At 64.8% G+C, this 20111-nt stretch carries 20 protein-coding genes; 14 read left to right on the forward strand and 6 right to left on the reverse strand.

Annotated features, from left to right (window positions below):
• Positions 1-75: 75 nt before the first annotated feature.
• On the forward strand, positions 76-996 hold the full coding sequence (locus tag ACF8ME_RS11040) for a LysR family transcriptional regulator (RefSeq protein ID WP_392416444.1): 921 nt from the start codon (positions 76-78) through the stop codon (positions 994-996).
• A gap of 133 nt (positions 997-1129) precedes the next feature.
• Positions 1130-2236: a CaiB/BaiF CoA transferase family protein gene (locus ACF8ME_RS11045; protein ID WP_392416406.1), complete on the forward strand. Its 1107-nt coding sequence runs from the start codon at positions 1130-1132 to the stop codon at positions 2234-2236.
• Between the two features lie 81 nt (positions 2237-2317).
• On the opposite strand, the gene gyrB is transcribed toward ACF8ME_RS11045, so the two are convergent.
• From gyrB to dnaA, 3 genes are all read right to left on the reverse strand, one after another.
• Entirely contained in the window at positions 2318-4897 is a 2580-nt protein-coding gene (gene gyrB, locus ACF8ME_RS11050) for a DNA topoisomerase (ATP-hydrolyzing) subunit B (RefSeq protein WP_016447261.1), read from the reverse strand.
• A gap of 202 nt (positions 4898-5099) precedes the next feature.
• Complete coding sequence (dnaN, locus tag ACF8ME_RS11055) at positions 5100-6218, reverse strand: DNA polymerase III subunit beta (protein WP_016447260.1); 1119 nt, start codon at positions 6216-6218, stop codon at positions 5100-5102.
• Between the two features lie 121 nt (positions 6219-6339).
• Complete coding sequence (gene dnaA / locus ACF8ME_RS11060; RefSeq protein ID WP_016447259.1) at positions 6340-7746, reverse strand: chromosomal replication initiator protein DnaA; 1407 nt, start codon at positions 7744-7746, stop codon at positions 6340-6342.
• Between the two features lie 414 nt (positions 7747-8160).
• Between dnaA and rpmH the strand changes: the two genes are divergently transcribed.
• From rpmH to ACF8ME_RS11095, 7 genes are all read left to right on the forward strand, one after another.
• Positions 8161-8295 (forward strand): 50S ribosomal protein L34, encoded by a 135-nt coding sequence (gene rpmH, locus ACF8ME_RS11065; RefSeq protein ID WP_012207856.1) that lies wholly within the window; start codon positions 8161-8163, stop codon positions 8293-8295.
• Positions 8296-8353: 58 nt separating this feature from the next.
• On the forward strand, positions 8354-8863 hold the full coding sequence (locus tag ACF8ME_RS11070; RefSeq protein WP_017407041.1) for a ribonuclease P protein component: 510 nt from the start codon (positions 8354-8356) through the stop codon (positions 8861-8863).
• Positions 8860-9150, forward strand: a complete 291-nt coding sequence (gene yidD / locus ACF8ME_RS11075; RefSeq protein WP_392416409.1) for a membrane protein insertion efficiency factor YidD — start codon at positions 8860-8862, stop codon at positions 9148-9150. Before ACF8ME_RS11070 ends, yidD begins: the two co-directional genes overlap by 4 nt.
• Positions 9147-10856 carry a membrane protein insertase YidC gene (gene yidC, locus ACF8ME_RS11080; protein ID WP_016447256.1) on the forward strand — a complete coding sequence of 570 codons (1710 nt, stop codon included), beginning with the start codon at positions 9147-9149 and terminating at the stop codon, positions 10854-10856. The genes yidD and yidC overlap by 4 nt, the downstream gene beginning before the upstream one ends.
• Positions 10857-10956: 100 nt before the next feature.
• On the forward strand, positions 10957-12378 hold the full coding sequence (gene mnmE / locus ACF8ME_RS11085) for a tRNA uridine-5-carboxymethylaminomethyl(34) synthesis GTPase MnmE (RefSeq protein WP_034365454.1): 1422 nt from the start codon (positions 10957-10959) through the stop codon (positions 12376-12378).
• 223 nt (positions 12379-12601) lie between these two features.
• A complete protein-coding gene (locus ACF8ME_RS11090) occupies positions 12602-13081 on the forward strand; it encodes a Crp/Fnr family transcriptional regulator (protein WP_016447254.1) in 480 nt (159 codons plus the stop codon).
• A gap of 177 nt (positions 13082-13258) precedes the next feature.
• Positions 13259-13996, forward strand: a complete 738-nt coding sequence (locus ACF8ME_RS11095) for a hypothetical protein (protein WP_016447253.1) — start codon at positions 13259-13261, stop codon at positions 13994-13996.
• Between the two features lie 17 nt (positions 13997-14013).
• On the opposite strand, the gene ACF8ME_RS11100 is transcribed toward ACF8ME_RS11095, so the two are convergent.
• Complete coding sequence (locus ACF8ME_RS11100) at positions 14014-14571, reverse strand: adenine phosphoribosyltransferase (RefSeq protein ID WP_017405006.1); 558 nt, start codon at positions 14569-14571, stop codon at positions 14014-14016.
• A gap of 96 nt (positions 14572-14667) precedes the next feature.
• Here ACF8ME_RS11100 and ACF8ME_RS11105 point away from each other — a divergent pair, with 96 nt between their 5' ends.
• The 4 genes from ACF8ME_RS11105 to ACF8ME_RS11120 are packed head-to-tail and all read left to right on the forward strand — an operon-like array spanning position 14668 to position 17685.
• Positions 14668-15669 (forward strand): SIS domain-containing protein, encoded by a 1002-nt coding sequence (locus ACF8ME_RS11105; RefSeq protein ID WP_016447251.1) that lies wholly within the window; start codon positions 14668-14670, stop codon positions 15667-15669.
• Positions 15669-16229 (forward strand): KdsC family phosphatase, encoded by a 561-nt coding sequence (locus ACF8ME_RS11110; RefSeq protein WP_392416411.1) that lies wholly within the window; start codon positions 15669-15671, stop codon positions 16227-16229. Before ACF8ME_RS11105 ends, ACF8ME_RS11110 begins: the two co-directional genes overlap by 1 nt.
• Positions 16226-16843 (forward strand): LPS export ABC transporter periplasmic protein LptC, encoded by a 618-nt coding sequence (gene lptC, locus ACF8ME_RS11115; RefSeq protein ID WP_392416412.1) that lies wholly within the window; start codon positions 16226-16228, stop codon positions 16841-16843. Before ACF8ME_RS11110 ends, lptC begins: the two co-directional genes overlap by 4 nt.
• A 41-nt stretch (positions 16844-16884) precedes the next feature.
• Positions 16885-17685 (forward strand): SDR family oxidoreductase, encoded by an 801-nt coding sequence (locus tag ACF8ME_RS11120; protein ID WP_016447248.1) that lies wholly within the window; start codon positions 16885-16887, stop codon positions 17683-17685.
• Positions 17686-17788: 103 nt separating this feature from the next.
• Here the strand turns inward: ACF8ME_RS11120 and ACF8ME_RS11125 are convergent, their stop codons facing one another.
• Together ACF8ME_RS11125 and ACF8ME_RS11130 are read right to left on the reverse strand one after the other, a co-directional pair.
• Positions 17789-18313 carry an RNA recognition motif domain-containing protein gene (locus tag ACF8ME_RS11125; RefSeq protein ID WP_392416415.1) on the reverse strand — a complete coding sequence of 175 codons (525 nt, stop codon included), beginning with the start codon at positions 18311-18313 and terminating at the stop codon, positions 17789-17791.
• Positions 18314-18568: 255 nt separating this feature from the next.
• Positions 18569-18934 (reverse strand): RNA-binding protein, encoded by a 366-nt coding sequence (locus tag ACF8ME_RS11130; protein WP_016447246.1) that lies wholly within the window; start codon positions 18932-18934, stop codon positions 18569-18571.
• Between the two features lie 493 nt (positions 18935-19427).
• Here ACF8ME_RS11130 and ACF8ME_RS11135 point away from each other — a divergent pair, with 493 nt between their 5' ends.
• On the forward strand, positions 19428-20006 hold the full coding sequence (locus ACF8ME_RS11135) for a TMEM165/GDT1 family protein (protein WP_034348253.1): 579 nt from the start codon (positions 19428-19430) through the stop codon (positions 20004-20006).
• Positions 20007-20111 lie beyond the last annotated feature (105 nt).

Genomic DNA, 20111 nt, shown 5'->3' on the forward strand with positions numbered 1-20111 from the left:
GGCCAGTCGAATCATTGATAGGGCGGTTAGAAACCGTCTAACACCAAGGAAATGCCCAAGGCGGGCATGCAACGGATGCGATATGAATTGACGGATCTCAGGGTTTTCCTTGCGATTGTCCAGGCCAAAAGCCTCAGCGCAGGCGCGGCTGAAATGCATTTGACGGCGCCATCGGCCAGCTACCGGCTCAAGAATCTGGAGCAGGCCATGGGCGCATCGCTGTTTGAAAGAACGTCCAAAGGCATGGTGCTGACCCCGGCGGGAATGACGGTCAAGAAATACGCCGATTCCATTTTCGGCAGCGTGGACCGCCTTCACGGAGAAATGCAAAGACACATCAACGGAATATCGGGCCATATCCGCGTATTTGCCAACAGCAGCACGCTGACGGGAATTGCGCCCGTGCTCAGCCGCTATCTGGCCCATTATCCGAACGTCAATGTGGACCTGGAGGAGCGCCTGAGCGAAGACACGGTGCGCGCCTTGCTCGACGGCAGTGCCGATGTGGGCCTGGTGGCCGGCCAGATCGATCTGCATGGCCTGCACGCCATCACCTATGGCCACGATGAACTGGTGTTCGTGGTGCCCGCTGGCCACCCCTTGGCCGCCAGCAGCAGGGTGCCGCTGGAAACCGCGCTGACCTACGACCTGGTCTCGATCGGCCGCAAGACCAGCAACTTCCTCTACCTCCAAGGCATGGCTTCCAGGCTGGGCATGAATCCAAGGGTACGTGTGCACGCACCAACATTCGAGGCCGTGCTGCAGTGCGTGCAGGAAGGCGTGGGCATTGCGCTGGTGCCGCGCTCCATTGCCCGGCCGGCGCTGCAGGCGCGCAGGCTGGCTGCCGTGGGCCTGGACGAGGCCTGGGCGCAGCGCGAGCAGAAGGTGGTCACGCGCGAACCCGAAACCCTGCCCGCCTATGCCCGCGATTTCGTGGCCTATGTGGCGGCCCAGCCTTTGCCCGAGGAAGGCGCCGTGCAGGAATCCCTGCCTTAGAAGATTTGGAATTCCGCTTAGAAAATGCCGACTGGCTGGGTGATGGTCGCACTTCTAGAATGCGGCGAATCGAATATTCGCCTCGTTCTAGAAAATGCAGACACGCCCATTGGATGGTTTGACGGTATTGGCCATGGAACACGCCGTGGCAGGGCCTTTTGCCAGCCGGCAGCTGGCGGACCTGGGGGCCAGGGTCATCAAGCTGGAGCGATTGCCCGATGGGGATTTTGCGCGGGGCTATGACGACAAGGTCCATGGTGAATCATCCTTTTTTGTCTGGGCCAATCGGGGAAAGCAAAGCCTGGCTGCGGATATCAAGACCGCCGAAGGGCAGCATATCGTCGGGAAAATACTGGAAAACGCCGATATCCTGATCCAGAACCTGGCCCCGGGTGCCATGCAGAGAATGGGCATGGATTTCGACAGCCTGCATGAGAAATATCCGCGTCTCATCGTCTGCGATATATCGGGCTATGGCGAAGGCGGCCCGCTCAGCGACAAAAAGGCCTACGACCTGCTGATCCAGGCGGCAGCCGGCCTGATCTCGGTCACGGGCACGCCCGACCAGCCCGCGCGCGTGGGCATTTCCATCGCCGACATCGCGGCCGGCATGTATGCCTACTCGGGCATGCTGTCTGCCCTGCTGCAGCGCGCCCGCACCGGCCGGGGCCTGCGCGTGGAGGTATCCATGCTGGAGGCGCTGGCCGAATGGATGTCCTACCCGCTGAACTTCGCCCATTACGGCGGCACGGCGCCCGCGCGCAGCGGGCTGACCCATCCTTCCATCGCGCCCTATGGCCAGTACACGGCCGGTGACGGCCAGAGCCTGATCTTCGGCCTGCAGAACGACCGCGAATGGCACAGCTTCTGCGCCCATGTGCTGCAGCAGCCCGCGCTGGCGCAGGACACGCGCTTTGCCACCAACCTGCAGCGCGTGGCGCACCGCAAGGAACTCGATGCGGTGATCGCCTCCGTGCTGGCCTACCTGAGCCGCGAACAGGCCATGCAGCGCCTGGATGCAGGCGGCATCGCCAACGCGCCGCTCAACGGCATGCACGCGGTCTGGAACCATCCCCAGCTGCAGGCGCGCCAACGCTGGCGCGAGGTGGCCACGCCCGCCGGCAGCATCCAGGCCCTGCTGCCCCCGGCCACGCTGTCGGATGCCGAAGCCGCCATGGGCGCCGTGCCCGCGCTGGGCGAGCACACGCAGGCGCTGTGGGAGGAGTTTGGCGGGCGGTAAACATGGCCAGGGGGGCCAAGGTCCGGCCATGAAAAAAGCGCTCCTTGCAGAGCGCTTTTTGCAGTGTGCCGTTCGGCTGGATCAGACGTCGATATTGCCCGCCCGCAGCGCATTCGTCTCGATGAAGTCCCGGCGCGGCTCCACCTCGTCGCCCATGAGCATGGTGAACACGCGGTCGGCCTCGATGGCGTCGCCGATCTGCACCTGCAGCAGGCTGCGCACGGTGGGGTCCATGGTGGTCTCCCACAGCTGCTCGGGGTTCATTTCGCCCAGGCCCTTGTAGCGCTGGCGGGCCGTGGTGCGTTCGGCCTCGTGCAGCAGCCATTGCATGGCCTGGCGGAAGTCGGTGGCCTTGTCGCTCTTGGCCTTCTCGCCTTCGCCGCGCGTGACCTTGGCGCCTTCGCCCAGCAGGCCGTTGAAGTTCTGGGCTTCGTCGGCCAGTGCGGCGTAGTCGTGGCTGCGCACGAACTCCTGGGTGAGGATGGAGCTCTTGATGTTGCCGTGGTGGTGGCGGCTGATGCGCAGCACGGGCTTTTCGGAGACCGGATCGATTTCGGCCGTGACCTCGGCGGGCACGCCCGTGGTGGTCAACTCGCGCAGCTTGGCCTCCAGGATGGGGGCGCAGGCCTGTGCCGCCTCGATGCTGTCCAGCGTGATCTGCACGCCGTCGGCGATGGCGCGCAGGGCCTCGGCATCCATGAAGTTGGACAGGCGGTCGATGACGGTCTCGGCAGCCAGGTGCATGTTGGCCAGCTTGGCCAGTTCCTCGCCGTCCAGCGTGCGCGGGTTGGCGCCGCCGGTGCTGACGCTGGCGTTCATCAGCGCGATGCGCAGCAGGTACTGGTTGAGCGCGGGACCGTCCTTGATGTACAGCTCTTCCTTGCCGTTCTTGACCTTGTACAGCGGCGGCTGGGCGATGTAGATGTGGCCGCGCTCGACCAGGTCCGGCATCTGGCGGTAGAAGAAGGTCAGCAGCAGGGTGCGGATGTGGGCGCCGTCCACGTCCGCGTCGGTCATGATGATGATGCGGTGGTAGCGCAGCTTGTTGGGGTCGAAGTCGTCGCTGCCGCTCTTGCCCGATTCGGCCGTGGCCTTGCCGATGCCGGTGCCCAGGGCCGTGATCAGGGTGACGATTTCGTTGCTGGACAGCAGCTTCTCGTAGCGGGCCTTTTCCACGTTCAGGATCTTGCCGCGCAGCGGCAGGATGGCCTGGAACTTGCGGTCGCGACCTTGCTTGGCGGAGCCGCCGGCGGAGTCACCCTCGACGATGTAGATCTCGCACAGCGCCGGGTCCTTTTCCTGGCAGTCGGCCAGCTTGCCGGGCAGGCCCATGCCGTCGAGCACGCCCTTGCGGCGCGTCATCTCGCGGGCCTTGCGCGCGGCCTCGCGGGCACGCGCGGCATCGACGATCTTGCTGCACAGGATCTTGGCGTCGTTGGGCTTTTCCTCCAGGTAGTCGGTCAGCGCCTTGGCGACGATGTCCTCCACGGGCGCGCGCACTTCGCTGGAGACCAGCTTGTCCTTGGTCTGGCTGCTGAACTTGGGCTCGGGCACCTTCACGGACAGCACGCAGCACAGGCCTTCGCGCATGTCGTCGCCGCTGACCTCGACCTTGGCCTTCTTGGCCAGCTCGTTCTGCTCGATGTACTTGCCGATCACGCGCGTCATGGCGGCGCGCAGGCCCGTCAGGTGGGTGCCGCCGTCGCGCTGCGGGATGTTGTTGGTGAAGCACAGCACCTGCTCGGCATAGCTGTCGTTCCACTGCATGGCGACTTCGACGCCGATCTCGGTGCCGGGGATGCCGCCGTAGCTTTCCGCAGGACGCGTGCCGTTGGCGTGGAAGGCGGTGGGGTGCAGCACCTTCTTGTTGGCGTTGATGAACTGCACGAAGCCCATGACGCCGCCGGCGCCGGAGAAGTCGTCCTCGCGGCCGTCGCGCTCGTCCTTGAGGCGGATGCGCACGCCGTTGTTCAGGAAGGACAGTTCGCGCAGGCGCTTGGCCAGGATCTCGTAGCGGAACTCATGGTTCTGCGTGAAGATTTCCGTGTCGGGCAGGAAGTGGACCTTGGTGCCGCGCTTGTCGCTCTTGCCGACCACGCGCATGGGCGAGACTTCGACGCCGTCCACGATCTCGATGGGGCGGTTCTGCACCTGGCCGCGCGAGAAGTCGATCTCGTAGACTTCGCCGTCGCGGCGCACGCTGAGCTTGAGCCAGATGGACAGTGCGTTCACGCAGGACACGCCCACGCCGTGCAGGCCGCCCGAGACCTTGTAGCTGTTCTGGTTGAACTTGCCGCCCGCGTGCAGTTCGGTGAGGGCGATTTCGGCCGCCGAGCGCTTGGGCTCGTGCTTGTCGTCCATCTTCACGCGCGTGGGGATGCCACGGCCGTTGTCGATGACGGACAGGGAGCCATCGGCATGGATGGTGACCAGGATGTCGTCGCAGTAGCCGGCCAGGGCTTCGTCGATGGAGTTGTCCACCACTTCGAAGACCAGGTGGTGCAGGCCCGTGCCATCGGAGGTGTCGCCGATGTACATGCCGGGGCGCTTGCGCACGGCCTCCAGGCCTTCGAGGATCTGGATCGCGCCTTCGCCATAGCCGCTGGAGTCTGAGCCTTCGGGGGCAATGGTCTGGTTTTCTGGCTTGTTCTCGTCGGTCATGGAAGGCCCTGGGGTAGTTCCGTCGGAAGCTGTCGCTTCGCTTGAAAATGTTCGATTCGGCCGCTGGCGCGGTGCGTAGGGACGCGCGCTGCGGGCTACGAGTCGGATAGGGTGGTTGCGCGCCTTGCACCGGCTTGTGCCACCGGGCGGCGGGTGCAGGGGCTGCGCAATGTGTCAGGCATCGGGTAGGTGTGGCGCGCGCTCAGATGCGCATCGGCATCACGACGTACTTGAAGCTGTCGTTCTCGGGGATGGTCAGCAGCGCCGAGCTGTTGCCGTCCTGCAGGTCGATCCTGATCATGTCCTGGCCCATGTTGGACAGGGCGTCGATCAGGTAGGTAACGTTGAAGCCGATCTCGATGGTGTCGCCACCGTAGTCGATGTCCAGCTCGTCCATGGCCTCTTCCTGCTCGGCGTTGTTGGAGGCCACGCGCAAGGTGCCGGGTTCCACCGTCAGGCGCACGCCCTTGAACTTGTCGCTGGTCATGATGGCCGTGCGCTGCAGGCTGGCCAGCAGCGGGGCGCGGCCCAGGGTCACGCTGTTGGTGTGGTTGCGCGGGATGACGCGGTTGTAGTCGGGGAACTTGCCCTCGACCAGCTTGGTCACGAACTCCATGCCGCCAAAGGTGAACTTGGCCTGGTTGTTGGCGAACTGCATCTCGATGTGGGGCTGGTTCTCGCCGCCGGCATCCGACAGCAGGCGCTGCAGCTCCAGCACGGTCTTGCGCGGCAGGATCACTTCCTGCTTGGGCACTTCCACGTCCAGCTGGCTGCTTGCAAAGGCCAGGCGGTGGCCGTCGGTGGCCACCAGGGACAGCTGCTTGCCCTCGGCCACGAACAGGATGCCGTTGAGGTAGTAGCGGATGTCCTGCACGGCCATGGCGAAGGAGACCTGGCCCAGCAGGTCCTTGAGCACCTTCTGCGGCACGCTGAACGACGGGCCGAAGGCCGCAGCCTCCTGCACCAGCGGGAAATCCTCGGCCGGCAGGGTCTGCAGCGTGAAGCGGCTCTTGCCGCCCTTGAGCACCATCTTGGCCTGCTGGGTCTCCAGGCTCACGGTCTGGTCGCCGGGCATGGTCTTGAGGATGTCGATCAGCTTGCGCGCGCCCACGGTGGTGGTGAAGTCGCCGGTGTCGCCGCCGAGTTCGGCGGTGGTGCGGATCTGGATTTCCAGGTCGCTGGTGGTCAGCTGCAATGCGTTGCCGGTCTTCTTGATCAGCACGTTGGCCAGGATGGGCAGCGTGTGGCGGCGTTCGACGATGCCGGACACCGATTGCAGGACCGCGAGAACTTTGTCTTGTGTGGCTTTCAGGACGATCATGTCAACCTCTGATTTAAGGATGCGGGTCTCGGTGGGAGCGGCGGCTCACAAATGAGCCCCCTCTTGCCGCTCGAATCCCCCATTTTGCCGCGTACGCAGGGCCTGAACGGGGGAGTTTTCATCAACCTTTGAGAGTTTGCTCCAGCACGTGCAGCTGCTGGTTCAGCTCGGTCAGCTGCTGGCGTTCGCCGGCGATCTTGCGCACCGCGTGCAGTACGGTGGTGTGGTCGCGTCCGCCGAACAGCTCGCCGATCTCGGGCAGGCTCTTCTGGGTCAATTCCTTGGCCAGGTACATGGCAATCTGGCGCGGCCGGGCAATGCTGGCCGGGCGCTTCTTGCTGTACATGTCGGCCACCTTGATCTTGTAGTAGTCGGCCACCGTCTTCTGGATGTTTTCCACGCTGATCTGGCGGTTCTGGATGGACAGCAGATCACGCAGGGCCTCGCGGGCCAGCTGGATGGAGACTTCCTTCTGGTTGAAGCGCGAATAGGCCAGGATCTTGCGCAGCGCGCCTTCGAGCTCGCGCACGTTGGAGCGCACGTTCTTGGCCACGAAGAAGGCGACTTCCTCGGGCATCTCGGCGTTCTCGGCGCGGGCCTTGTTGATCAGGATGGCCACGCGCATCTCCAGCTCGGGCGGCTCGATGGCCACCGTCAGCCCGGAGTCGAAGCGCGAGACCAGCCGCTCGTGGATGTTGGCCAGACCCTTGGGATAGGTGTCCGAGGTCATCACGATGTGGCTCTTCTTGGCCAGCAGGGCCTCGAAGGCGTTGAAGAACTCCTCCTGCGTGCGGTCCTTGTTGGCGAAGAACTGCACATCGTCGATCAGCAGCAGATCCAGCGAGTGGTAGCGCTCCTTGAATTCGTCAAAAGTGCGGCGCTGGTAGGCCTTGACCACATCCGAGACGAACTGCTCGGCGTGGATGTAGAGAACTTTCGCGTCGGGCTTGTCGGCCAGCAGCTTGTTGCCCACGGCATGCACCAGGTGGGTCTTGCCCAGGCCCACGCCGCCGTAGATGAACAGCGGGTTGTACAGGTGGCCGGGCGAGCCCGCCACATGCATGGCGGCCGAGCGTGCCATGCGGTTGGCCGTGCCTTCCACCAGGGTTTCAAAGGTCAGCGCGGCGTTCAGGCGCGTACGGAAGACCGGCGCTGCCGCGTCTTCGCCAGTGACCGTGGGCACCGAGGTGACAATGGTTTCCGGTGGGGCCGAGCGCTCGCTGGAAGATGGGCGAACATAAGTACGCACAACGCTTTCCCGTTGAGCGAGCGCTAACTCAAGTGTCACCGGCTGGCCATAGAGCGACTCCAGCATGGCCGAGATGCGGCCTGCATATTGGGCGCGGATCCAGTCGAGCTTGAAGCGGTTGGCCACGTAGACGGTGACTTTGGAGAAGTCTTCGGCGACGTGCGCGGTCAGGGGCTTGATCCAGGTGTTGAACTGCTGCTCAGGCATTTCCTGCCCCAGTTGCTCAACGCAGACTTGCCACAGGCCCTGGCCTGCATCGTTCGTAGGTTCCTCTGTCATTGTCGAAGTCTAGTTGTGGATAGGAGGAACTGTTGCGAGGCTGCCATTGTAGCTTTTGCGGAAGTTATCCACAAAATATCAGGAGCTTGTCCTCTGCCCTGTCGCAAAATGGGCAGGCATCCTTCGGGTTCGAAGGGCATTGCATCAAGTGGGCAACGCTGTGATAATCGCGGGTTTCCCTGAATGTGTTCAGGGTGATATGTCCCGCCCGTCTGCATCGGGTCTGCATGCTGCTGCTGGTTGCCTTGGGCGAAACCTTCCCGGTTCGCGCTCCTGGCCGCACATGGCAAGTGCATCGTGCAGATTTTTGGCAGGTGGCCTGGCGGTTTGCCTTTGTGGCGGCTGCTGGCTGCACTGCGTGTAGCGTGCCGGATACGGGACCGGTGCAAAACTGAACCTTCTCTAGGAACCAACATGAAACGTACTTACCAACCCTCCAAGACCCGTCGCGCCCGCACCCACGGCTTTCTGGTCCGCATGAAGACCAAGGGCGGCCGCGCCGTGATCAACGCTCGCCGCGCCAAGGGCCGCAAGCGTCTGGCCGTCTAAGGCCAGCCATTGCTGGGCGGTTTGCTCGCTGCACTGAACCCCTGAAAGGGGTGCTGGAATGCAACGGCTGAAAACACGTCCGCAGTTTCAGGCCGCCATGGCTGCCGGTACGATTTCGCGTACCGCGCACTTCGCCCTGCACCGTCTCGTTCTGACGGAGCAGGTCGCTGCCATGCCGCCACCGACAGGGCCCGGATCGCAAGATCCGCAGGCCCTGTTCGGCGTTGGCGCGGTGCGCCGGGATGCCTGGCTGGGTGCCATGGTGCCCAAGCGCTGGGCGCGCCGATCGGTGACACGCCACACCATCAAGCGGCAGATCTACGCCGTGGGCGGCGAGCACGAGGCCTTGATGCTCCATGGCGCGCATGTGGTGCGATTGCGCTCGGGCTTTGACCGGCGCCAGTTCGTGAGCGCCACGTCCGATGTGCTCAAGCAGGCGGTTCGTGCCGAGCTGCAGCAGCTGTTCGCCCATGCCGCGAAACGCCTGTCGCAGCCGGCACCCGGGTTGCCTCAGCCAGCGCAGGAGCCGGCCGCTGCCGCTGGCGAGCCTGCCGGAGCCACGCCATGATGCAGCGGCTGCTGATGGCGCTGGTGCGTGGCTATCGGCTGATGCTCAGTCCCTGGCTGGGCTCGGCCTGCCGCTTCACGCCGACCTGCTCTGCCTATTCCCTTGAAGCGCTGGAGCAACACGGCGCTGCGGTAGGCTCCTACCTGACACTGCGCCGACTGGTGCGCTGTCATCCGTGGTGTGACGGGGGGCATGACCCTGTGCCAGAGCACAAGCCCAGGCTGTTCACCAGCCTGACGGCTGCGCCCGAAAACACCCAACCTTCCTCACCTAAGAAGTCTTCATGAACGATATTCGCCGCACCATCCTGTGGGTGATATTTGGCTTTTCGCTGGTCTTGCTATGGGACAAATGGCAAGTGCACAACGGCAAGAAGGCCACTTTCTTCCCCGCGCCGGCCGTGGCCACGGCCCCGGCACCTGAAACGGGCAAGGCGCCCGGCGACGCCAGCGTGCCCTCGGCAGCGACTGCGGCAACGGCCGGTGCCGGCGAAGTGCCTGGCGGCGCTGCCGCGCCCGAGGCTGCCCCGCGCCAGAACGTGACCATCAGCACCGACGTGCTGCGCCTGACCTTCGACAGCCAGGGCGGCACGCTGCGCCATGCCGAGCTGCTCAAGTACGCCGATTCCGCCCACAAGGACAAGCCGGTCGTGCTGTTCGACGAGAGCGTGCACCGTGTGTATCTGGGCCAGTCGGGCCTGATCGGCGGCGGTTTCCCCACGCACAAGACGACCATGACCGCGCTGCCCGGTGCACGCGAGCTCAAGGACGGCGAGGACCAGATGGAGCTTCGCTTCGAGTCGCCCGACATGGGCGGCGTGAAGCTGGTCAAGATCTGGACGCTCAAGCGCGGTGCCTACGACATCGGCGTGCGCCATGAAGTGGTGAACACCGGCACGACTGCCGTGAACCCGCAGCTGTACCTGCAGCTGGTGCGCGACGGCAACAAGCCCGAAGGCGAAGAGTCCACCATGTACTCCACCTTCACGGGCCCGGCCGTCTACACCGACGAGAAGAAGTACCAGAAGGTCGAGTTCAAGGACATCGAAAACGGCAAGGCCAGCGTCGAGAAGTCGTCCTCGGGCGGCTACGTGGCCATGGTCCAGCATTACTTTGCCAGCGCCTGGCTGCTGGCCGAAGGCGTGCAGCGCGAGAACTTCCTGCGCAAGGTGGACAGCAACCTCTACGCCGTCGGCATGATCACGCCCGTGGGCACCATCGAGCCCGGCCAGAGCAAGAGCGTGGAAGCGCGCCTGTTTGCCGGACCCCAGATCGAAAAGCGCCTGGAGGCTCTGGCCCCCGGCCTGGAACTGGTCAAGGACTATGGCTGGCTGACCATCCTGGCCAAGCCGCTGTACTGGCTGCTGGACAAGCTGCACGGTTTCCTGGGCAACTGGGGCTGGTCCATCGTGGCCCTGGTGCTGCTGCTGAAGATCGCCTTCTACTGGCTCAATGCCAAGGCCTACTCCTCGATGGCCAAGATGAAGGCCATCAACCCGCGCATCATGGAAATGCGCGAGCGCCTCAAGGACAAGCCCCAGCAGATGCAGCAGGAGATGATGCGCATCTACCGCGAGGAAAAGGTCAACCCCATGGGCGGCTGCCTGCCCATCATCATCCAGATCCCGGTGTTCATCGCGCTGTACTGGGTGCTGCTGTCCAGCGTGGAAATCCGCAACGCCCCCTGGATCGGCTGGATCACCGACCTGTCGGCCAAGGACCCGCTGTTCATCCTGCCCGTGCTGATGACCCTGTCGTCGCTGCTGCAGACCGCGCTGAACCCCGCTCCGCCGGATCCGATGCAGGCCAAGATGATGTGGATCATGCCCCTGGTCTTCAGCGTGATGTTCTTCTTCTTCCCGGCCGGCCTGGTGCTGTACTGGCTGACGAACAACATCCTGTCCATTGCCCAGCAGTGGATCATCAACACCCGCATGGGCGTGCCGCCGCAGTTCAATCTGCCCAACTTCGGCAAGACCAAGCCTGCCAAGTAAGCCTGCGAAGGCCCTGGCTCCAAAGCCCGCTTCGGCGGGCTTTTTTCATGGGCGGCCTATCATCGGCGGCCTGAAATCCCTTCCCAAGAAAGCTCCATCCATGCTGCCCCGCCACAACGACCCCATTGCCGCCATCGCCACCGCTCCGGGGCGCGGCGCCGTGGGCATCGTGCGCGTCTCCGGCAAGGGGGTGGCGCCGCTGGTGCGGGTGCTGTGCGGGCGCGACCTCAAGCCGCGCGAGGCCACCTACCTGCCGTTGCGCGATGCCGCAGGCGGACCCATAGACCACGGCCTGGCCCTGTTCTTCCCGGCGCCGCACAGCTACACCGGCGAGGACGTGCTGGAGCTGCAGGCCCACGGCGGCCCGGTCGTGCTGCAGCTGCTGCTGGCACGCTGCCTGGAGGCGGCGCAAGAGCCTCTCGAAGGCCATCGCAGCGTACTGCCTGGCCTGCGCCTGGCCCAGCCTGGGGAATTCACCGAACGTGCCTTTCTCAACGACAAGATCGATCTGGCCCAGGCCGAAGCCATTGCCGACCTGATCGACGCCAGCACCGAGGCCGCCGCGCGCAGCGCGAGCCGCTCGCTGTCGGGAGCCTTCTCCGAGGAGATCCATGGCCTGCGCGATGCGCTGGTGCACCTGCGCATGCTGGTCGAGGCCACGCTGGACTTTCCCGAGGAAGAGATCGACTTCCTGCAAAAGGCCGATGCCAGCGGCCAGCTCGCGCGGCTGCGCGGCAAGCTGGACCAGGTGCTGTCGCGCGCCCACCAGGGTGCGCTGCTGCGCGAAGGCATCAAGGTCGTGATCGCAGGGCAGCCCAATGCGGGCAAGAGCTCGCTGCTCAATGCGCTGGCCGGTGCCGAGCTGGCCATCGTCACGCCCATCGCCGGCACCACGCGCGACAAGGTGCAGCAGACCATCCAGATCGAGGGCGTGCCGCTGCACGTGATAGACACAGCCGGCCTGCGCGAGAGCAGCGACGAGGTCGAGCGCATCGGCATCGCCCGCGCCTGGGAGGAGATCGCCGCGGCCGATGCCGTGCTCTTCCTGCACGACCTCACGCGCATGGGCGACAACGACTATCTGGCCGCAGACGCGGCCATCGCCGAAACCCTGGCCCAGAAGCTGCCGGGCCAGGTGCCCGTGATCGATGTCTGGAACAAGACCGATCGCGCCGAGCCGGCCCAGCTGCAGGTGCATGGCGGGCGCGAAGGCAGCGTGGCGCTGTCGGCACGCACCGGCGACGGCCTGGATGCGCTGCGCCGGCGCCTGCTGGATGTGGCCGGATGGCAGTCCGCCCCCGAAGGCCTGTACCTGGCGCGCGCACGCCATGTGGAGGCGCTGCAGGCCGTGGCCGCGCACCTGGAAGAGGCCGAGCTGCAGCTGGCGGCCCAGGCCGCCCATCTGGACCTGCTGGCCGAGGAACTGCGCCTGGCCCAGGTCTCGCTGAACTCCATCACCGGGGAATTCAGCTCTGATGACCTGCTGGGTGTGATCTTCTCGAGCTTTTGCATTGGCAAGTGACAAGAGGGGATGCGGGCTGTGCGCGGCATGCCCAGCACGGCTGATGGGATGGCGGCAATATTTATCTTTTGCTACAAAATTTGCCGTCGAAAACCCACGCGCCGGCATTGGCGTGCCGGCTGCCGTCGCTTAGCATGCGGCGTGCCGCAGCGGCCCTTGCCGCTGCCTGTCGCCGGGTGCCGTCCCGGAGCGGGTACGCGGCCCACTTCGAACCGGATCCGCCATGTCTTCTTCCTCCCACAATGATTTGCGGCCTTTGGCCCAGGCCATGTCGTCGGCCGTGGCTGTCGACGGTGTGCAGAACGCGCTGACCTCGGAGCAGTGGGATCTGCTGGCACCTTACCTGGTGCCCGTCACTCTGGCCGCGGGCGAGCTGCTGTTTGCCGAAGGTTCGCTGGACCGCAATCTGTACTTCGTGGAGTCCGGCAGCCTCAGCGTGCACTACCAGGATGCCAAGGAGCGCATCCGCCTGGCCATCGTCGGTCCGGGCTCCATCCTGGGCGAGGGAGCCTTCTTCGCGCACCGCGCGCGCCACGCCACCGTGCAGGCTGCCGCGCCGGGGCGCCTGTGGTGCCTGACGGCCATGCGCTTCGCCGAACTCAGCAACCGCCAGCCCGGGGTGGCGCTGGCCCTGGTCATGGCCGCCGGCCAGGTCCTGGCGCGACGCGCGGTGGACAGCCGCCGCCGGGTGGCGAGCACCTGAGCAGCACCTGAACGGCACTTGGGCGAAGGCTCTCCGGGGGCCGGGTGGGATTACAGACCGGGCTTTGCTCTGCGACAAATTGATACAGCGGTTTTTGCAACACCTGTGCTCAAAATGTCGCCAAGTTGCAGGCACAATGCCGCGAGTTTGTGACTATTCGTGACAATGAGAGCCCCCATGTCTGTGTTCAACTGGTTTTCCCGCAAGCCTTTGCCCGAACAGGGTCGTGGTTCGCCTGGAAACGATGGCCAGGCCAACCCCGCGGCACGCCGTGATGCCGTCGCGGCCGGGCGCCGCAGCGAGCGGTCCGAGCGCCGTGAGCAGCTCTATGGCGTGGTGCGCGATGTCATGGTGCGTGCCGGGGTGTTGTCGGCCAGCTACAAGTTCAAGGTGCTCTCGCTGGACAGCGTGGGCCAGCGCTTCGTGGTGATGATGGACCTGGCACGGGCCTATGCCAGCGAAACCGCTCGGCTCAGCGAGATCGAGGCCATGCTGGCCCAGGCGGCCAAGGCCCGCATGGGCGCGGTCGTGACAGCCGTGTACTGGCGGGTCAGCGACCAGAACGCCGCCGCCCAGGCCCAGGTGCATTCCGTGGCCGTGCGCACACCGCGTCCCGTCCAGCCCGTGGCCGTCCCCGCCGTGGCTGCGATGGAGGCCGTGGCGCCCCAGCGCCGCAGGCAGGACACGGCGCCGTTCGAGCCCATAGACGACCAGGAAATGGCCGCCTTCAAGATGGCCGTGGCGGCCATGCCCGCTGCAGCACGTGGTGCGGGCTCTGCAGCTGCGGCGCCCGCCGGCGTGCGCCGCTCGGGCCCCTTGCTCGGGCCGGGCGCAGGCGAACGCGGCGCGGACTTTCACCACAGCACGCTGGACCATCTGGACCTGGGTGTCACCCAGTACGGCGAACTGCGCTGACCGGGCGCCGGCCTGATTCAGTGGCCGGCGAAATCCACCAGCGTGAACAGCGGCAGGCCGCCATCGCGCAGCAGGGTGGAGCCGCCCAGTTCGGGCAGATCCACGATGGCCGCGCCCTCGATCACCGTGGCGCCCAGCTTTTCCAGCAATCTCTTGCCGGCCATCATGGTGCCGCCGGTGGCGATCAGGTCGTCGATCAGCAGTACGCGATCGCCGGTCTTGACGGCATCTGTGTGCAGCTCCACCGTGGCGCTGCCGTATTCGAGCTCATAGGTTTCCTCCACCGTGGTGAACGGCAGCTTGCCCTTCTTGCGGATGGGCACAAAGCCAACGCCCAGCTCGTGGGCCACCACGGCACCCAGGATGAAGCCGCGTGCATCGAGCCCTGCCACCACGTCGGGGCGCATGCCGCGCTGCATGTAGCGGTGCACGAAGGCGTCGGTCATCACGCGAAAGACCTGGGGGTCCTGCAGCAGCGGCGTGATGTCGCGGAACTGCACGCCGGGCGCCGGCCAGTCGGGCACGGTGCGTATGTGCGATCGCAGGTAGTCGTTGACGCTGAGGGTGGTGTGCATGGCGCTGGATCGGGGGCTGGAAAGAACGGGCCAGTGTACCCAGACGCCCGATGGGGCCGCCGCCGCCGGGTAGCCAGACCGCCTAAAATCTTCCAGATGAATTCTGATGCTGCCACCTTGAACGCGCTGGATACGTCCAGGGTCCTGCGCCTGGCCCGCGACACCCTGGGCATCGAGGCCGATGCCCTTCTTGCCATGTCGCAGCGCCTGGATGGCGTGTTCGGTGAAGTGGTGCAGCGCATCCTGAGCCTGTCCGGCCGCGTCGTCGTGATGGGCATGGGCAAGAGTGGCCACGTCGGGCGCAAGGTGGCGGCCACCCTGGCATCCACGGGCACTCCCGCCTTCTTCGTGCATCCGGGCGAGGCCAGCCATGGCGACCTGGGCATGGTGACCGGCATCGATCTGGTGCTGGCGCTGTCCAACAGCGGCGAGGCCGATGAACTCACCGTGCTGCTGCCCGCCATCAAGCGCCAGGGCATACCCCTGGTGGCCATGACCGGCGGCGCGCAGTCCACGCTGGCCCGCCATGCCGACTGGGTGCTGGACACCCGTGTGGAGCGCGAGGCCTGCCCTTTGAACCTGGCACCCACGGCCAGCACCACCGCGCAGATGGCCATGGGCGACGCCCTTGCCGTGGCACTGCTCGATGCACGCGGCTTTGGCGCCGAGGACTTTGCGCGCTCCCATCCGGGCGGCGCGCTGGGCCGCAAGCTGCTGACCCATGTGCGCGATGTCATGCGCAGCGGCAAAGAGCTGCCCAAGGTCGGGGCCGATGCCAGCTTTGTCGAGTTGATGCGCGAGATGAGCGCCAAGGGCCTGGGCTGCTCGGCCATCGTCGATGCGGCAGGCGTGCTGCAAGGCATCTTCACCGACGGAGACCTGCGCCGCCGTGTCGAGGCCGGCACCGACCTGCGCGCGCTGCAGGCCGGCGATGTCATGCACAAGGGCCCCCGCACCATCGCCGAAGACGCGCTGGCCGTCGACGCCGCCAGCATGATGGAGGAGCACGGCATCACCGCCGTGCTGGTGGCCGATGCGCAGCACCAGCTGCGCGGCGTGGTCCATATCCGCGACCTGATGCGCGCCAAGGTAATCTGATGGCACGCGCTCCCTTGACGCCCGTGCAGAACTGGGACGCACCACTGCTGCTGCTGGCGCAGGACGTGCGGGTGGCATTCTTCGATGTCGATGGCGTGCTGACCGATGGCGGCCTGCTGTTCTCTGGCGAAGGCGAAGTGCTCAAGCGCTTCAACACGCTGGACGGCCATGGTCTGAAACTGCTGCAAAAGGCTGGCATCACGCCCGCCGTGGTGACGGGCCGCGATTCGCCCGCGCTTCGCCTGCGGCTGAGCAATCTGGGCGTCACGCATGCGCGCTTTGGCACGGAAGACAAGGTGCCTGCCGCCGAGGCCATCCTGAAGGAGCTGGGCCTGCAATGGCACCAGGCGGCAGCCATGGGCGACGACTGGCCGGACCTGCCCGTGATGCGGCGCTCCGCCTTCGCCTGCGCACCGGTCAACGCCCATGACGAAGTGCTGGCCGTGGCCGATTGGGTCACGCCGCGCAGCGGCGGTGAAGGAGCGGTGCGCCAGCTGTGCGACCTGCTGCTGGCCGCGCGTGGCGCCTATGCCGGGCTGCTGGCGGAATACGCATCATGACCCAGGCCTGGCGCCGCGTCGGTGACCGGCTTTCCCTGTCCCTGCCCGTGCTGCTGATGGGCCTGCTGGCGCTGGGCACCTGGTGGCTGGTGCGCAATGCGCCGCAGCCCCTGGCCAGCGGCACCGAAAAGGCCGTGGCGCACGAGCCCGACTATTTCATGAAGGATTTCTCGATCAAGAGCTTCGATGCCACGGGGCGTCTGAAGAGCCAGATCGAGGGCAGCATGGGCCGACACTATCCCGATACCGACACGCTTGAAATCGACAACGTCCGCATGTTCGCGGTCTCGCCCGAAGGCCGCATCACGCGCGGCAGTGCGAACCGGGCGCTGAGCAATGCCGATGGTTCCGAGGTGCAGATGTTCGGCAATGCCATCGTCACGCGCGAGCCATTTGTGACAGCAGGTAAACAGCCGCAGCCGCAGTTGCAATTCCAGGGCGAATTCCTGCACGCCTGGCCCAACGAGGAGCGCGTGAGTTCCAACCAGCCCGTGGTGCTGACCCGTGGCAAGGACCGCTTCACGGCCGACAGCATGCAGTACAGCAACCTGGATCTGGTCATGAAACTGCAGGGCCGCGTGCGCGGCACCCTGCAGCCTTCCAGGACCAAGTAAGGCGCCAGCGCAAGCGCAGGCATGCCGATGGAGAACAAGCCATGACGACATCCTCGCGCAGCCCGGCACCCCTGGCCTTCATCACCGGCGCATCCAGCGGCATAGGCCAGGCCCTGGCCTGGCACGCCTACCAGCAAGGCTGGTCGCTGGCGCTGGTGGCTCGGCGCGGCGACGTGATGGCGCAGTGGGCTGCGCAACAGGGCCTGGACTCCTCGCGTTTCGCCCTCTACGAGGCTGATGTGGGCGTGCCTGACAGCATCATCGCCGCCGCCCGGCGCTGCGAGCAGCAGCAGGGCCTGCCCGATGTCGTGATCGCCAATGCTGGCGTCAGCTGGGGCGTGGACACCTCGATGCGCGAGGACATCGACACCATGCAGCAGGTGCTGGCCGTCAACACGATGGGGGTTGTGGCCAGCTTCCACCCCTTCATCGCACCCATGGTGCAGCGTGGAAGCGGGCAACTGGTCGGAATTTCCAGTGTGGCCGGGCTGCGCGGCCTGCCAGGACACGGCGCTTATTGCGCCAGCAAGGCTGCAGTCATTGCCTATTGCGAAAGCCTTCGCGGTGAATTGCGCAGTAGTGGCGTAAAAGTCACGACATTGCTTCCTGGCTATGTGGATACACCCCTCACGCGTGGTAACCGCTATGGCATGCCATTCCTATTGGAGCCGCAGGAGTTTTCCGCAAGGGCCTGGCGTGCCATTGAAGCTCGCCGCAGTCTGGTCATCATTCCATGGCAAATGGCCTGGGTGGGGCGGTTGATGAAAATTCTCCCCAACGCGATATTCGACAGGCTGCTTGTAGGACGGAAGCGCAAACATCGGCATTTGGAAAATCCCTGATGCCCATTGCCGTTCGGAATATGCTCATGCACGCATCTTGTGCGTAAAAAAGGCTCCATGAAGGAGCCTTTTTGATTCGGGGTAACACTGAGAACCGTGGAACTCATTCCCCGTTGTTATTGTTGTTTCCCCAGCCGCCGCCACGGCCGCCATTGCGGGGGCCGGAGCCATAAGGGCTGCGGAATCCGCCGTCGCCACGACCGCCGTAGCCGCCGCCACCGCCGCCGTCGCCACGGCCATAGCCGCCACGGTCGCCACCGTCACCGCGTCCGTAGCCACCGCCATCACCGCGGCCACCGCCACCGTAACCGCCGCCGCCATCACCACGGCCATAGCCGCCGCCACCGCCGCCAAAGCCGCCCGAACGCGGGGGACGAGGCTCCATGGGACGTGCTTCGTTCACCACGAGGCTGCGTCCGCCCAATGGCTGGCCATTCATGCCCTGAACGGCAGCCTGAGCCTCGGCATCACTGCCCATCTCGACAAACCCGAATCCCTTGGAACGGCCTGTGTCGCGCTCCATCATGACCCGGGCGCTGGTGACAGCGCCGAACTGGCTGAATGCCTGCTCCAAGTCGTTGTCACGCACACCATAGGGAAGGTTGCCGACGTAAAGCTTATTGCCCATCAAAAACTCCTCAACTCCTCAATGCTCACTGGTTTGCGCTCGGCTTCAGGACGCACAGACATCAGGTTCCTTGTATACAAGAGCCTGGCCAACCTTCCTAAACACATAGCGTTCGAACGGGTCTGCCCGAAACTAAATTATGAAGCACAAAAATCAAAAAGATAAATGCTCGAAAACACAAGCTGATAACGTTTGGCAACAAAAAAGGGGCCCAGAGGGCCCCTTTTTTTGCTAACGCATGCTCTAAGCGAGAGCTTAGTAGCTGTTGCGACGGCCACCGCCGTAGCCGCCGTCGCGGTTGCCACCGCCGAAGCCGCCACCGCCGCCACCACCGAAGCCGCCGCCGAAGCCGCCGCTACGGGGAGCGCGGGGCTCCATCGGGCGGGCTTCGTTGACCACCAGGTCACGGCCGCCGCGGTTTTGGCCGTGCAGGCCTTGGATAGCAGCTTGTGCTTCGGCATCGCTGCCCATTTCGACGAAGCCGAAACCCTTGGAACGGCCGGTGTCGCGCTCCATCATTACCTTGGCGCTGTTAACGGCGCCGAATTCGCTGAAGGCTTGCTCCAGATCGCTGTCACGGAAGGTGTACGGCAGGTTGCCGACGTAAAGCTTGTTGCCCATGGAGGACTCCTGAAAAAACTGGAAAACGCGATGGAGCCCTAGGGAGTCAACACGGGATGACAACGTTAGAGACGCAAACGCACTAGCACTCATTGAGCCGAAGCCCGAACGAAAGCTCGCCCATTATGTGGCAGAAGTTTTCGCACGTTATTACTGTTTCGCAAAAATTCGTCGTGCCCGCCACAGAATGCCCCTGGGAGTTACCCTGAAATTGCGGCAGCGCATAAGCAAGTGCCTTGGCGGCAGTGGGGGCCGGCATGCAGATCCGAGGGCTGCTATGATCGCCGGCTCAGTCTTTGGGGAGTAGATCGTTCGGCTCAGCAGCCGGATGCATGCGTCAACAAACTTGGGCCTTCGCTGGCCTATGGCGTATGCGGCGCGCAGTGCAATGCTGCGTGTGACCGATCGAGACCATTGACCGCGCACCGATCCAAAGGCCGGAGTCGGAGCGTGGTCAATGCGTGCTCTATCCGGCCGGATAAATCCCCACACCATGGAAGCCTTCCTGATTTCAACCTCCGTCGTCGCGCTTGCCGAGATGGGGGACAAGACCCAGCTGCTGTCGCTGGTGCTCGCCGCGCGTTTTCGCAAACCCTGGCCCATCGTTGCGGGCATTTTCGTGGCCACCCTGGTCAACCATGCGCTGGCCGGTGCCGTGGGCGCCTGGATCACCAGCTATCTTGGCGAGAACGCCATGCGCTGGATTCTTGGCCTGTCCTTCATCGCCATGGCGGTCTGGATGCTGATTCCCGACAAGCTCGACGAGGACGAGGTCTCCGGGCATTCGCGCTGGGGCGTCTTCGGCACGACGCTGGTGGCCTTCTTCCTGGCCGAGATGGGCGACAAGACGCAGATTGCCACCGTGATGCTGGCGGCCAAGTACAACGCCTACCTGTGGGTGGTGGCGGGCACCACGCTGGGCATGATGCTGGCCAACGCTCCCGTGGTGTGGCTGGGCGACAAGCTGGTCAAGCGCGTGCCCATCCGGCTGGTGCATGTGATCTCGGCCGTGATCTTCCTGGTGCTGGGCGTGCTGGCCCTGTTCCTTCCGGGGGCAGGCGTTTTGGCATAATGATTCTTCATGCGCCGATTTGCTTCTGCTTGCGGGCGCTTTATAAATCCAGCTAAAGACGACACCAGAGAACCCGGCCTCGTTTTTAGCGATGCCGGGTTTTTT

The organism is Delftia sp. WSY_7 (genome assembly GCF_043104845.1).
Taxonomy (GTDB): domain Bacteria; phylum Pseudomonadota; class Gammaproteobacteria; order Burkholderiales; family Burkholderiaceae_C; genus Comamonas; species Comamonas tsuruhatensis.

Excerpts from the sequence above, each read along its gene's own strand:
- ACF8ME_RS11040 (WP_392416444.1), top strand. The coding sequence starts at position 76 with ATGCGATATGAATTGACGGATCTCAGGGTTTTCCTTGCGATTGTCCAG.
- ACF8ME_RS11045 (WP_392416406.1), top strand. The coding sequence starts at position 1,130 with ATGGAACACGCCGTGGCAGGGCCTTTTGCCAGCCGGCAGCTGGCGGAC.
- gyrB (WP_016447261.1), bottom strand. The coding sequence starts at position 4,897 with ATGACCGACGAGAACAAGCCAGAAAACCAGACCATTGCCCCCGAAGGC.
- dnaN (WP_016447260.1), bottom strand. The coding sequence starts at position 6,218 with ATGATCGTCCTGAAAGCCACACAAGACAAAGTTCTCGCGGTCCTGCAA.
- dnaA (WP_016447259.1), bottom strand. The coding sequence starts at position 7,746 with ATGACAGAGGAACCTACGAACGATGCAGGCCAGGGCCTGTGGCAAGTC.
- rpmH (WP_012207856.1), top strand. The coding sequence starts at position 8,161 with ATGAAACGTACTTACCAACCCTCCAAGACCCGTCGCGCCCGCACCCAC.
- ACF8ME_RS11070 (WP_017407041.1), top strand. The coding sequence starts at position 8,354 with ATGCAACGGCTGAAAACACGTCCGCAGTTTCAGGCCGCCATGGCTGCC.
- yidD (WP_392416409.1), top strand. The coding sequence starts at position 8,860 with ATGATGCAGCGGCTGCTGATGGCGCTGGTGCGTGGCTATCGGCTGATG.
- yidC (WP_016447256.1), top strand. The coding sequence starts at position 9,147 with ATGAACGATATTCGCCGCACCATCCTGTGGGTGATATTTGGCTTTTCG.
- mnmE (WP_034365454.1), top strand. The coding sequence starts at position 10,957 with ATGCTGCCCCGCCACAACGACCCCATTGCCGCCATCGCCACCGCTCCG.
- ACF8ME_RS11090 (WP_016447254.1), top strand. The coding sequence starts at position 12,602 with ATGTCTTCTTCCTCCCACAATGATTTGCGGCCTTTGGCCCAGGCCATG.
- ACF8ME_RS11095 (WP_016447253.1), top strand. The coding sequence starts at position 13,259 with ATGTCTGTGTTCAACTGGTTTTCCCGCAAGCCTTTGCCCGAACAGGGT.
- ACF8ME_RS11100 (WP_017405006.1), bottom strand. The coding sequence starts at position 14,571 with ATGCACACCACCCTCAGCGTCAACGACTACCTGCGATCGCACATACGC.
- ACF8ME_RS11105 (WP_016447251.1), top strand. The coding sequence starts at position 14,668 with ATGAATTCTGATGCTGCCACCTTGAACGCGCTGGATACGTCCAGGGTC.
- ACF8ME_RS11110 (WP_392416411.1), top strand. The coding sequence starts at position 15,669 with ATGGCACGCGCTCCCTTGACGCCCGTGCAGAACTGGGACGCACCACTG.
- lptC (WP_392416412.1), top strand. The coding sequence starts at position 16,226 with ATGACCCAGGCCTGGCGCCGCGTCGGTGACCGGCTTTCCCTGTCCCTG.
- ACF8ME_RS11120 (WP_016447248.1), top strand. The coding sequence starts at position 16,885 with ATGACGACATCCTCGCGCAGCCCGGCACCCCTGGCCTTCATCACCGGC.
- ACF8ME_RS11125 (WP_392416415.1), bottom strand. The coding sequence starts at position 18,313 with ATGGGCAATAAGCTTTACGTCGGCAACCTTCCCTATGGTGTGCGTGAC.
- ACF8ME_RS11130 (WP_016447246.1), bottom strand. The coding sequence starts at position 18,934 with ATGGGCAACAAGCTTTACGTCGGCAACCTGCCGTACACCTTCCGTGAC.
- ACF8ME_RS11135 (WP_034348253.1), top strand. The coding sequence starts at position 19,428 with ATGGAAGCCTTCCTGATTTCAACCTCCGTCGTCGCGCTTGCCGAGATG.